Origin of the sequence: Achromobacter deleyi, from assembly GCF_016127315.1 — a bacterium.
GTDB lineage: Bacteria > Pseudomonadota > Gammaproteobacteria > Burkholderiales > Burkholderiaceae_B > Achromobacter > Achromobacter insuavis_A.
This window is the reverse complement of sequence record NZ_CP065997.1, coordinates 3,866,250-3,878,213: the sequence shown is the minus strand read 5'-3', so window position 1 is coordinate 3,878,213 and position 11,964 is coordinate 3,866,250. Positions and strand designations below refer to the sequence as shown.

11 protein-coding genes are annotated in these 11,964 nt (G+C 70.5%); 6 read left to right on the top strand and 5 right to left on the bottom strand.

The window, feature by feature from the left end; genetic code table 11:
- Nucleotides 1–22: 22 nt before the first annotated feature.
- Nucleotides 23–340, bottom strand: coding sequence for a hypothetical protein (locus I6I07_RS17715; RefSeq protein WP_198483071.1), 318 nt, complete (start codon nt 338–340; stop codon nt 23–25).
- Nucleotides 341–558: 218 nt separating this feature from the next.
- On the bottom strand, nt 559–1,392 hold the full coding sequence (locus I6I07_RS17710) for an AraC family transcriptional regulator (RefSeq protein ID WP_198483070.1): 834 nt from the start codon (nt 1,390–1,392) through the stop codon (nt 559–561).
- Nucleotides 1,393–1,510: 118 nt separating this feature from the next.
- Between I6I07_RS17710 and I6I07_RS17705 the strand changes: the two genes are divergently transcribed.
- Nucleotides 1,511–2,746, top strand: coding sequence for an FAD-dependent monooxygenase (locus I6I07_RS17705; protein ID WP_198483069.1), 1,236 nt, complete (start codon nt 1,511–1,513; stop codon nt 2,744–2,746).
- A 42-nt stretch (nt 2,747–2,788) separates the two neighbouring features.
- Here I6I07_RS17705 and I6I07_RS17700 read toward each other — a convergent pair whose 3' ends face one another.
- A complete protein-coding gene (locus I6I07_RS17700) occupies nt 2,789–3,850 on the bottom strand; it encodes a LacI family DNA-binding transcriptional regulator (RefSeq protein ID WP_006390132.1) in 1,062 nt (353 codons plus the stop codon).
- Between the two features lie 111 nt (nt 3,851–3,961).
- Between I6I07_RS17700 and I6I07_RS17695 the strand changes: the two genes are divergently transcribed.
- From I6I07_RS17695 to I6I07_RS17675, 5 genes are read left to right on the top strand one after another with little or no spacing between them, the layout of a single operon-like run.
- Nucleotides 3,962–4,984, top strand: a complete 1,023-nt coding sequence (locus tag I6I07_RS17695) for a TRAP transporter substrate-binding protein (RefSeq protein WP_198483068.1) — start codon at nt 3,962–3,964, stop codon at nt 4,982–4,984.
- Nucleotides 4,985–4,994: 10 nt separating this feature from the next.
- A complete protein-coding gene (locus tag I6I07_RS17690; protein ID WP_198483067.1) occupies nt 4,995–6,887 on the top strand; it encodes a TRAP transporter large permease subunit in 1,893 nt (630 codons plus the stop codon).
- 59 nt (nt 6,888–6,946) lie between these two features.
- Nucleotides 6,947–7,486 (top strand): VOC family protein, encoded by a 540-nt coding sequence (locus I6I07_RS17685; RefSeq protein WP_198483066.1) that lies wholly within the window; start codon nt 6,947–6,949, stop codon nt 7,484–7,486.
- Nucleotides 7,487–7,512: 26 nt separating this feature from the next.
- Nucleotides 7,513–8,790, top strand: coding sequence for a ribulose-bisphosphate carboxylase large subunit family protein (locus tag I6I07_RS17680; RefSeq protein WP_035359161.1), 1,278 nt, complete (start codon nt 7,513–7,515; stop codon nt 8,788–8,790).
- Nucleotides 8,787–10,139: a four-carbon acid sugar kinase family protein gene (locus I6I07_RS17675; protein ID WP_198483065.1), complete on the top strand. Its 1,353-nt coding sequence runs from the start codon at nt 8,787–8,789 to the stop codon at nt 10,137–10,139. Before I6I07_RS17680 ends, I6I07_RS17675 begins: the two co-directional genes overlap by 4 nt.
- A gap of 5 nt (nt 10,140–10,144) precedes the next feature.
- Here I6I07_RS17675 and I6I07_RS17670 read toward each other — a convergent pair whose 3' ends face one another.
- Together I6I07_RS17670 and I6I07_RS17665 are read right to left on the bottom strand one after the other, a co-directional pair.
- Entirely contained in the window at nt 10,145–10,624 is a 480-nt protein-coding gene (locus I6I07_RS17670; protein ID WP_198483064.1) for a hypothetical protein, read from the bottom strand.
- Between the two features lie 34 nt (nt 10,625–10,658).
- The gene (locus I6I07_RS17665) at nt 10,659–11,708 is read right to left on the bottom strand and encodes an NAD(P)-dependent alcohol dehydrogenase (protein ID WP_198483063.1); all 1,050 of its coding nucleotides are present in this window, start codon (nt 11,706–11,708) and stop codon (nt 10,659–10,661) included.
- Nucleotides 11,709–11,964: the final 256 nt, after the last annotated feature.

Genomic DNA, 11,964 nt, shown 5'->3' with positions numbered 1-11,964 from the left:
ATCCGTACAACACCAGCAAGCGTCATACCTGGCGCAGGGGGCTGCAAGTCCCCCAGGCAGGCTCAGGCCCGTAGCGCATGAACGTGGGCGAGCCGGGATCGCGCCGCTTCAGTTCCTCGATGAAGGCGGCGTCGGCCTGTTTCCACTGGCCTTCGTCCACCTTCAGTATCTTCAGCACGCCGTCCAGGGGCTGGTTGTTGGCCAGGCGGGCATTGCCCGCGGCCCATTCCTCGAAGGTGATGCCGTTGACGGGCGCGGGCAGCCCCTCCTGGGCCTGCGCCTGCATGGCCAGCAGCAGCAAGGCCGCGGCGACGGCGTGACGGATCGGGTGTGCATGCATGGCGGATGACCCTCATGAGGAAGCGGGCGATCGGGTCTTCGGCGCGCCGGGGCCTGGCCACGACGAAGCCAGGGCAGTGTTGACCAATCGCGCAATGGCCGTCAACCGGATGCGCCATGGCAAAGGGCAACAGGCCTCACAAGAAGCAACCGCCGTCGAATGCGCGCGTCGCCCCGCGCCTGGGCAACCGACCCTGCGCCGGGCCTGCGGCAAAGTCGTCAGCCGCTCGCCAGCCCCGTATCGCCACGCGCGTCGCGCGCCAGACGCTCGGCCATGAAGCGCGCCGGCGAGGTGCCGATGACCTTCCTGAACATCGTCACGAAGCTGCCCGCGCTTTCATAGCCCAGTTCCAGGGCGACGGCCTGCACGGTGGCGCCCTGCGCCAGGCGCAGGATCGACAACGCGACCTGGATCCGCTGGCGCCAGCGGCCGAAGCTCATGCCGGTCTCGGCCCGCACCAGCCGGGACAGCGTGCGGCCGCTGACCGCGCTGCGTCCGGCCCAGTCTTCCAGCGTGCCGGGATTGGCCGGCGCGGCCGCCAGGGCGTCGAAGATGCGGCGCAGGCGCGGATCGCGCGGCATCGGCAGGAAGAAACGCTCGGTGGCCGAAGCGGCGGCCTCCAGCAGCAACAGCGTCGCCACGTGCGCTTCGATGCCGCCCTCGGGCGCCACCGCGGGGTAGCTGGCGCAGCGCACGATCAGTTCGCGCAGGAGCGGCGACACCGACATCATGCAACAGGCCGCGGGCAGCGCGGCGCACGCCTGCGCCTCGATGAATACGCTGTAGCCCTCGACCGAGCCGGCCGCGCTGACCCGGTGGGGCACGCCGCCCGGCACCCACAGCGCGCTGCCCGGCGGCACGATCCAGACGCCGCCTTCCGCCTCGCAGGCCAGCACGCCGCGCGACGCCAGCATGATCTGCGCCTTGCGGTGCTGGTGCGGGGCCAGCTCGCTGCCCTTGGAATCGAAGCGCACGCCATAGGCGACGACCGGACGCGCGATCGCGTCGGGCTCGATGAAGTCGCTGGCGCGAAAGCTGTCCAGGATCGGCATGGCGGCAAATGGGGTGCAGGTTGTCTGATTTTGCGAATAGTTTGTCATTTTTGCCCAATGTGGACAACGCGCCCGCTCCGTACAGTGGCAAGCTGCCTGCCATCGACGGACCCAAGCCATGCCCCACACCCTTCTCATCCAAGGCGCCAGCATCGCCGGCCCCGCCCTGGCCTACTGGCTGGCGCGGGATGGCCACGACGTGACCGTGGTCGAACGCGCGCCAGCCATCCGCACCGGCGGCTACAAGATCGACGTGCGCGGCCCCGCCTGCGACGTGCTGCGCGGCATGGGCCTCTACGACGCCGCCCACGGCCAGCACGTGGGCATGCGCCGCGCGACCTTCGTCGACGCGGCCGGCCGGCCACTGGCGAGCCTGGACGCCGACACCTTCGGCATGCGCGAGCCGGGAGACATCGAACTGATGCGCGGCGACCTGGCGCGGATCCTGTACGAGGCCACGCGCGACCGCGTGCGCTACATGTTCTCGGACTCCGTGGCGGCCATCGACCAGGTCGGCCGTGAAGTCGACGTCCGCTTCCACGGCGGGACGCGGCGCCGGTTCGACGCGGTGATCGGCGCCGACGGCCTGCATTCGGGCCTGCGGGCGCTGGTGTTCGGCGCGGAAAAGGCATTCCTGCGGCACCTGGGCATGTATGTCGCGATCGGCAGCGTGCCGAACGAGCTGGGCCTCGAACACGAAGAGGTCGCCTATCTCGCGCCGCATCGCCTTGTCAACGTCTACAGCGCCGACCGCAGCGGCGACGCCAAAGCGCTGTTCCTGTTCCGCGCGTCGGGCCTGGACGTTCGCCATGACGATACTGGCGCGCAGCGGCGGCTGTTGCGCCAGGTGATGCTGACGGACCTGGGCGCCGCGCAGCGCTGGCGCATCCCCGAGCTGCTGGCGCGGATGGACGAGGCGCCGGATTTCTACTTCGATTCGATCAGCCAGGTGGTGATGCCGCAATGGGCCCATGGCCGCGTCGGGTTGATCGGCGATGCCGCCTACTGCGCGTCACCGGCGTCGGGGCAAGGCGTCAGCCTCGCGCTTGTCGGCGCCCGCATCCTGGCCCAGGAACTGGGCCGGGCCGACGCCCCCGAAGCGTTTCGCGCCTGCCATGCGCGCATGCATGGCTTTGTCCTGCGCAACCAACAGCTGGCCGAAGACTTCCGCTCGCTGCTGCCGACCTCGCCGCGCGGGGCCTGGGCCCAGCGGCTCGCGCTGCGCTTGATGCGGTTCGCGCCGGTCCGGTCGCTGGCTTTCGGGCCGCAGCAGCGGCGCTACCGGCAAGCGATCTCGGGCATTGATCTGCCGGGGGCGCCGTCCCCCGCGCGGCCCGCTGCCGGCGACGCGTGATCCGCGCCGGCCGCGCGCCGCCGACGGCGCCGGCCCTGCCCGTCACGGCAGGTTCTCGCGCAGGATCACCTGGCTGCGGTTCATCTCCACCCCGCTCATGGGGCTGCGCTTGTCGCGCACGTTGCAGAAAATGCGCACGCAGCTCATCAGCGCCTCGACCGGGCTTTGCGTGATGACGGCGTCCATGGTGCCGTCGATCAGCAGCGCGCGCGTGTCCGGCGTCAGGCCGTGGCCGATGAACACCACGCGGTGCTGCAGGCCGGCTTCCTTCAGCGCCCGCGCCACACCGTCGGAGGCGCCGCCGATGTTGTAGATGCCGGCCAGCTGCGGGTATTGCTCCAGCAGCTGGCGCGTCTGCTCGTAGTTGCGCTGCGCGTCGTCGTAGCCTTCGCGCAGGTCCACCACCTGCATGGCCTGGAACTGCTCGGCGTACAGCTGCAGGAAGCCGCCCTCGCGTTCCTCATGGGCGCGGTAGTGGCGCGAACCGGCGATCAGCGCCACGTGCGCGGCGCGCGGACCGATGAAGCGCGCGATCAGGTAGCCGGCGGTGCGGCCGGCGGCGCGGTTGTCCAGGCCCACGTAGGCCACGCGCGCGCTGTTGGCCAGGTCGGAGATCAGCGTCACCGTCGGCACGCCGCGCTGCGCCAGCGCGTTGACGGCCTCGCGCACCACCGGATGCTCCAGCGCCATGAAGGCGATGCCGTCGGCGCGCCGGCCGTGATGCAGCAGCGCCTGCGCCAGGGCCTCGGGGTTGAAGCTCTCGACATAGTCGACCTGGCAGCGCGCGTTGAGCGGCGCGAAATGCTCGTGCGCGTAGCTCACGCTGTCGCCCAGCATGCGCAGGAAGCGGTTGCTGCCGCGCGGCAGCAGGATCACCAGCCGCATGGGCTCGGGCGCCATGGCGGCGTACAGGTCGGCCTCGGGCAGGTAGTCGAGTTCGGCCGCGGCCTTGAGCACGCGTTGCGCGGTGCTGTTGCGCACGCCGGGGCGCCGGTTCAGCACGCGGTCGGCCGTGGCGGTGGACACGCCGGCCAGCGCCGCGACCTCGGCCAGGGTCGCCAGCTTGCGTTCGCGAATGGGCTTATTCACATCAAAAACCATCATTGTTCGGGTTTGACGATGCAGGCGCCGGTTCACTATTGTCCGTCATGCCTCAGCGCGATGGACTTCTGCGGCACCTCAAAAAACATCATAACCAAGATTCTGGAGACAACCATGAAGCTGCTCACCCGCCGCAGTGCCTTGCGCCGCCTGTGCGCCCTTCCCGCCGCGGCCGCCCTGGGCGGCGGTTTCCCGTTGATCGCCCGGGCCGCCGACTATTCGCTGAAGTACGGCAACAACCTGCCCGTCTCGCACCCGCTGAACATCCGCGCCCAGGAAGCCGCCGACCGCATCCTCAAGGAAAGCAACGGCCGCGTCGACATCAAGATCTTCCCCAACAACCAGCTCGGCGGCGACACCGACATGCTGGCCCAGGTGCGCTCGGGGGGCATCGACTTCTTCACGCCGTCGGCGCTGGTGATCGCCACGCTGGTGCCGGTGGCCGCCATCAACGCCGTCGGCTTCGCCTTCAAGGACTACGGCCAGGTCTGGGGCGCCATGGACGGCGCGCTCGGCGCCCACGTGCGCGCCGCCATCGCGCAGCGCCGCCTCTACGCCTTCGAGAAGATGTGGGACAACGGCTTTCGCCAGACCACCAGCAGCAAGGCGCCGGTCACCCGCGCCGCCGACATGGACGGCCTGAAGATCCGCGTGCCGGTCAGCCCGCTGCCCATCTCGATGTTCAAGGGCCTGGGCGCGGCGCCGGCCAGCCTGCAATTCAGCGAGGTCTATTCCTCGCTGCAGACCAAGGTGGTGGACGCGCAGGAGAACCCGCTGCCCATCATCCAGGTGGCCAAGCTGTACGAGGTGCAGAAGTACTGCTCGCTGACCAACCACATCTGGGACGGCTACTGGTTCATCGCCAATGGCCGCATGTGGGAAGGCCTGCCGCAGGACCTGAAGACGGTGGTGGCGCGCGGCATCAACGAGGCCGGCCTGGCGCAGCGCGAGGACATCAAGAAGCTCAACGCCTCGGTGCAGGCCGACCTGGAAGGCAAGGGCCTGACGTTCAACCAGCCCGCCGCCGACAGCTTCCGCGACCAGCTGCGCAAGGCCGGTTTCTACGGCGAATGGCAGCAGCGCTTCGGCCAGGAAGCCTGGGGCCTGCTGGAGCAGGCCGTCGGCAAGCTCGCCTGAGGCCGCGCCCATGTCCTCGCTCTCTTCTTCCCACGCCGCCGCGCCCGCGCTGCCGGCCCATCCGCTGCGGCGCGCGGGCGATGCGCTGGACGCGGCGCTGGGCGGCCTGGTCGAGCTGGCGGCCGCCGCCATCGTGCTGGTCGAGATCCTGGTGCTGTTCGCCGGCGTGGTGGCGCGCTACGTGTTCCACAGCCCGCTGGTGTGGTCGGATGAACTGGCGTCGATCCTGTTCCTGTGGCTGTCGATGCTGGGCGCCGTGGTGGCGCTGCGCCGCGGCGAGCACATGCGCATGACGGCGCTGGTCAACCACATTAGCCCGGCGCGCCGCGCGCAGCTGGAAGCCGGCGCGCTGGCCGCCTCGCTCGCCTTCCTGGTCCTGATCCTGGCGCCCGCCATCGAGTATGCGCACGAGGAACACTTCATCATCACGCCCGCGCTGGAGCTGAGCAACGCCTGGCGCGCCGCCGCCATTCCGGTGGGCATGGGCCTGATGGCGGTGGTGGCGCTGCTGCGGCTGCTGCGCACCCGGACCGTGCCGCACCTGCTGCTGGCGCTGGCCGGCGCGGCGGCGATCGTCGCGGCGTTCTGGCTGGCGCAGCCGCTGTTCACGGGGCTGGGCAAGCTCAACCTGGTGATCTTCTTCGTGGGCGTCGTCGCGGCCACCGTGTTCGCGGGCGTGCCGATCGCATTCTCGTTCGCGCTGGCGACGTTCTCGTACCTGGCGCTGACCACCAACACGCCGATGCTGGTGATGGTGGGCCGCCTGGACGAGGGCATGTCGCACCTGATGCTGCTGGCGGTGCCGCTGTTCATCTTCCTGGGCTCGCTGATCGAGATGACCGGCATGGCGCGCGCCATGATCCAGTTCCTGGCCAGCCTGCTGGGCCACGTGCGCGGCGGCCTGTCGTACGTGCTGATCGGGGCGATGTACCTGGTGTCGGGCATCTCCGGCTCGAAGATCGCCGACATGGCGGCGATCGCGCCGGTGCTGTTTCCGGAAATGCGCAAGCGCGGCGCCAAGCCCGGCGACCTGGTCGCGCTGCTGTCGGCCACCGGCGCGCAGACCGAGACCATTCCGCCGTCGATCGTGCTGATCACCATCGGCTCGGTCACCGGCGTGTCCATCGCCGCGCTCTTCACCGGCGGCCTGCTGCCAGCCGTGGTGCTGGGGCTGGCGCTGTGCTCGGTGGTGTGGTGGCGCTACCGCAAGGAAGACCTGAGCCTGGCGCAGCGCTTCGCCCCGCGCGAGATCGGCCGCTTCTTCGTCATCGCCCTGCCGGCCGTGGCGCTGCCCTTCGTGATCCGCGCCGCGGTGGTCGAGGGCGTGGCCACCGCCACCGAGGTCTCGACCATCGGCATCGTCTACTCGGCGGTGGTGGGCGCGCTGGTCTACCGGCGCTTCGACCTGGCGCGGCTCAAGCCCATGCTGATCGAGACCGCCTCGCTGTCCGGCGCCATCATGCTGATCGTCGGCTGCGCCACCGCCATGGCCTGGGCCCTGACGCAATCGGGCTTCTCCGGCGACCTGGCGCGGCTGATGGCCGGCATGCCGGGCGGCAGTTACGGCTTCCTGGCCGTGTCGATCGTGGCCTTCATCATCCTGGGCAGCGTGCTGGAAGGGATTCCCGCCATCGTGCTGTTCGGGCCGCTGCTGTTCCCGGTGGCGGCGCAGGCCGGCGTGCACGAGGTGCATTACGCCATGGTGGTGATCTTCGCCATGGGCATCGGCCTGTTCGCGCCGCCGTTCGGCGTCGGCTACTACGGCGCCTGCGCCATCAGCCGGGTCGATCCCGACGAGGGCATCCGCCCGATCTGGGGCTACATCGCCGCGCTGCTGGTCGGGCTGGTCATCGTCGCCGCCTTCCCCTGGATATCGATCGGCTTTCTCAAATCCGCGTCATGAACGCCGCGCGGCCCGCCCCGGGCCGCGCACTCCCGCCACTTCCTACACAAGAATCCATCATGAGTCGTTTCCTGGGCGAAATCCGCCAACTCGGTTATGTGGTGCCCGACATCGAGGCCGCCATGGACTACTGGAGCCGCACCCTGGGCGTGGGCCCCTGGTTCTACAACCCCAAGGTGCCGATCGTGAACTACCGCTACGACGGCGCGCCCTACGAGCCGCACAACTCGGTGGCGCTGGCCAATTCGGGCTTCGTGCAGGTCGAGCTGATCCAGACCCGCAACGACGTGCCGTCGATGTACCGCGACTTCCTGCAGGCCGGCCGCACCGGGCTGCAGCACGTGGCGTACTGGACCCAGGACTACGACGCCGACCTGGCGCGCCTGCTGACGCAGGGCTTCGTGCCGAAGATGCAGGGCGAGGTCGGCGAGAAAGGCCGCTTCATCTACTTCGACACCGAGTACCACCCGGGCACCGTCATCGAGCTGTCCGAGGTGGCCGGTCCCAAGGGCCGCCTGTTCGACCTGATCCGCGACAGCGCGCGCGACTGGGACGGCCGCGATCCGGTCCGCCCCTTCCCCGACCTGAAGCAGCTTTGAGACCCCCTACGGACCCGGCCGTACCCATGAACACCCAAGTCATCCGCGCCACCTACCTGATCGAAACCCCGCTGGACCCCGCGCGCGTCGCCGAGGTGATGGCGGGCGAGCAGTCCTGCGGCACCTTCACCCGCGTCGAGGGCGAGACCGACGAGCTGCGGGCGCGCGCCCGCGCCCAGGTCGAATCGGTGCGGGAACTCGACGCCACCGGCCACGCCAGCCTGCCCAACGCCTGGCTCGCGCGCCAGCCGGGCGGCATGCCCACCGTGCTGCGCCGCGCCCGCGTGCGCATCGCCTTTCCCGTCGCCAACATCGGCCCCAACCTGCCGACCCTGGCCGCCACGGTCGGCGGCAACCTGTACGACCTGGGCGAAGTGACCGGCCTGCGGCTGGAACAACTGGAACTGCCGTCCGACTACCGCGCCCAGTTCGACATGCCGCGCGTCGGCGTGGCCGGCACGCGCGCGCTGACCGGCGTGGCCCATGGCGCGCTGGTGGGCACCATCATCAAGCCCAACGTCGGGCTGTCGCCCGAGCAGACCGCCCACCTGGTGGCGCGGCTGTGCGCGGCGGGCGTGGATTTCATCAAGGACGATGAAGTCTGCGCCAACCCCGCCCATGCGCCGCTGGCGCAGCGCGTGGCCGCCGTGATGGCGGTGGTGCGGGCGCACCGCGAGCGCACCGGCCGCCAGGTGATGGTGGCCTTCAACATCACCGACGAAACCGACGCCATGCGGCGCCACGCCGACCTGATCGAGCGCGAGCAAGGCAGTTGCGTGATGGCCAGCCTGAACTGGTGCGGCTATTCCGCCATCCAGACCCTGCGGCGCCACACGCCGCTGGCGCTGCACGGCCATCGCAACGGCTACGGCGCGCTGTCGCGCCACCCCTTGCTGGGCATCGGCTTCCAGGCCTACCAGACGCTGTGGCGCCTGGCCGGCGTCGACCACATGCACGTGCATGGCCTGCAGGGCAAATTCTCGCAGCCGGACGCGGAAGTGGTCGAGAGCGCGCGCGACTGCCTGGCCTCGCTCACGCCGGGCATCGACGACGCGGTGATGCCGGCGTTCTCGTCCGGCCAGTGGGCCGGCACGGTGCCCGCCACCTGGGCCGCGGTGCGCACCGACGACCTGTTGTTCATGTCCGGCGGCGGCATCCTGGCGCATCCGGACGGCCCGGCGGCCGGCGTGCAGAGCATCCGCCAGGCCTGGCAGGCGGTGCGCGCCGGCCAGGACCTGGCCGCCTTCGCCGCCGAGGCGCCCGAGCTGCGGCGCGCGCTGGAACATTTCGGGTCGCGCGCATGACGGACGGCTCCGCCCGCGCCGCCGCGCCGCGCGTCACTTGGTACGGCGACGACTTCACCGGCGCCACCGACACGCTGGCGCACGTGGCGCTGGCCGGCTGGCGCAGCCTGCTGTTCCTGGGCGTGCCGACGCCGCGGCAGCTCGAACGCGCCGGTCCGCTGGACGCCCTGGGCATCGCCGGCGCGGCGCGCGGCATGGCGCCCGATGAGATGACGGCCGAGCTGCGCGCCGCCGGCCGCTTCCTGGCCGCCACCGGCACGCGCATCCTGCACTACAAGTGCTGCTCCACCTTCGACAGCGCCCCGCACGTGGGCAGCATCGGCGCGGCCGTGGCCGAGCTGCGGCGCCACATGCTCAATCCGCTCGTGCCCATCGTCGGCGGCCAGCCCGGCATCGGGCGCTACTGCAGCTTCGCCAACCTGTTCGCGCGCGCCGGCGCCGACCCCGAGGCGCACCGCATCGACCGGCACCCGGTGATGCGCGCGCACCCCGTCACGCCCATGCACGAGGCCGACCTGCGCCGCCATCTGGCGCTGCAAGGGCTGGACGGCATCGAGTCCCTGCCCCACACCGCCTACCCGCCGCTGCGCGGCCCCGCCGACCTGCGCGCGGCCGACGGCTGGATCGACGACATCGTGAACACGGTCGACGGCCCGCTGCTGCTGGACCTGGTGGACGACGAACAACTGCCGCTGATCGGCCGGCTGCTGTGGCGCGCGGCCGCGGCGCTGCCGCTGCTGGCGGTGGGTCCCAGTAGCGTGCAGCAGGCGCTGACGCGCGCCGCCGGGCTCGCCCCCGCGTCCGCCCCGCCCACGCTGGCGCCCGCCGAAGGGCCGGTGCTGGTGGTGGCCGGCAGCCTGTCGCCGGTCACGGCCCGTCAGATCGCCGCCTGCCAGCGCTATGCGCGGCAGCCCCTGCAGGTTGAACGCCTGCTGGACGACCCGGCCTATGCCGGGGCGCGCATCGAGGAGGCGGCCGGCGCGCTGGCCCAGGGACGCAATGTGCTGCTGCATACCGATGCGCCCGACCAGGCCCTGTCGCCGGACCGCACTGCCGCCACCGCCCGCGCCACCGGCCAGCTGGCGGCCGGCATCGTGCGCGCCAGCGCGGCCGCCGGCCGCCGGCTCACGCGCCTGGGCATCGCCGGCGGCGACACGTCCAGCCACGCCGCGTTGGCGCTGGGGCTATGGGGCCTGGGATTTCACTGCACGCTCGCGCCCGGCGTCACCGTCAGCATCGCGCGCAGCGACGATCCGCTGACCGATGGACTTGAACTGATGCTCAAGGGCGGCCAGATGGGCGGGACGACGCTGTTCGATGACCTGGTGCTTGGCGCCGGGCGGGCCTGAAGCGATCAGTCGCCCAGCTTCGGCCGCAACGCCGCCGTTACGCGATCGACGTTCGCCGGCGTCACCTGCCAGCGCGCCGCGTCGTCGTACTCGAATTCGGCGTTGACCTTGCGCGTGACCCGGTTGAACTGGAACAGCATCTTGATGAAGCCCTTGTCGTGCCGCGGGCGCAGCCATTCGCGGTAGCGCCTGACCGCCTGTTCGACCGGGTCGTAGAGAAAGGCGACCGCGTGCGGCGTGCCGTCGGCGGCATAGGCATAGCCGTAGCTCTGGTTGACGTCGCCGTCCTCGTCCACGGCGAACACCGCCGAGACCTCCTGCCACGCGATGCCGTCGAGTTCGCCGCACGCGACGATCTCGCGCGCGATCGCTTCCATCAGGTCGCGGTTGTCGCCGGGCGCCGCCTGCGCGGCGCCGGACAGCCCGATGACGGCGACCGTGCCGGCCAGCCATTGCAGCCATGCCCGGCAACGTCCGTGGATCATGTCGTCATCCTCCTGCCCGGCGCCGGTATCCGCATCAGTCCGCCAGCGTGGCGTTGTCGATCACGAAGCGATACTTGACGTCGCCCTTGAGCATGCGCTCGTAGGCGGCGTTGATCCCGTCGGCGCGCACCATCTCGATGTCGGCGACGATGCCGTGCTGTGCGCAGAAGTCCAGCATCTCCTGCGTCTCGGGGATGCCGCCGATCATCGACCCGGCCAGCGAGCGGCGCTTCATGATGAAGTTGAACACGTTCGGCGAGGGATGCGGCGTGGCCGGCGCGCCCACCAGGGTCATGGCGCCATCGCGCTTGAGCAGCACCAGGAAGGCGTCCAGGTCATGCGGCGCCGCCACGGTGTCGAGAATGAAGTCGAAGCTCTGCAGGTGCGCGGCCATCTCGTCCGGATTGCGCGACACCACCACGTCGTCGGCGCCCAGCTCGCGCGCCGCCGCGCGCTTGGACTCCGAGGTGGTGAAGGCCACCACGTGCGCGCCCATCGCATGCGCCAGCTTGATGCCCATGTGGCCGAGCCCGCCGATGCCCACCACGCCCACCTTCTTGCCCGGCCCGGCGTTCCAGTGGCGCAGCGGCGAATAGGTGGTGATGCCGGCGCACAGCAGCGGCGCCACCGCGGCCAGCTGCTCGGCGGGATGGCTGACGCGCAGCACGTAACGCTCGTGCACCACAATCTTCTGGGTGTAGCCGCCCAGCGTCCAGCCCGGCTCGTCCGCGGTCGGCGCGTTGTAGGTGCCGACCATGCCATCGCAGTAGTTCTCGAAGCCGTCCGCGCACTCGGCGCAGTGCTTGCAGCTGTCGACGATGCAGCCCACGCCGACCAGGTCGCCCGGCTTGAAGCCCTGGACGTGCGCGCCGACGGCGGCCACCCGCCCGACGATCTCGTGGCCCGGCACACAGGGATACTGGGTGCCTTCCCATTCGGCCCGCACCTGGTGCAGGTCGGAGTGGCAGATGCCACAGTAGGCGATGTCGATCTGGACGTCATGGGCGCCGGTGGCGCGGCGAGTGATCTCGAGCGATTCGAGCGGTTTGTCGGCGGCGTAGGCGCCATAGGCTTTCACAAGCATGGAAGACTCCCTGGTGCTTGTCCAAAAAGGGACATTCTCCGGAATCGCTTCCGGCGCCGGTAGTGCAATCCGCCGAGATTCCTGCCCAATCCTGCGACGCCAGCGCGGCTCCGCCGGGACGCGCCGCCCACGATAACGCACGCCGGAACGTGGTGCACCATTCGATCCATATCGAAACATTTGTTGTAAATCGTGATGCGAAGCCTCGCCCGTCCTTTGCTATCCTGACTGCCGCTCGCGCCCCCCGCGCCGCGCC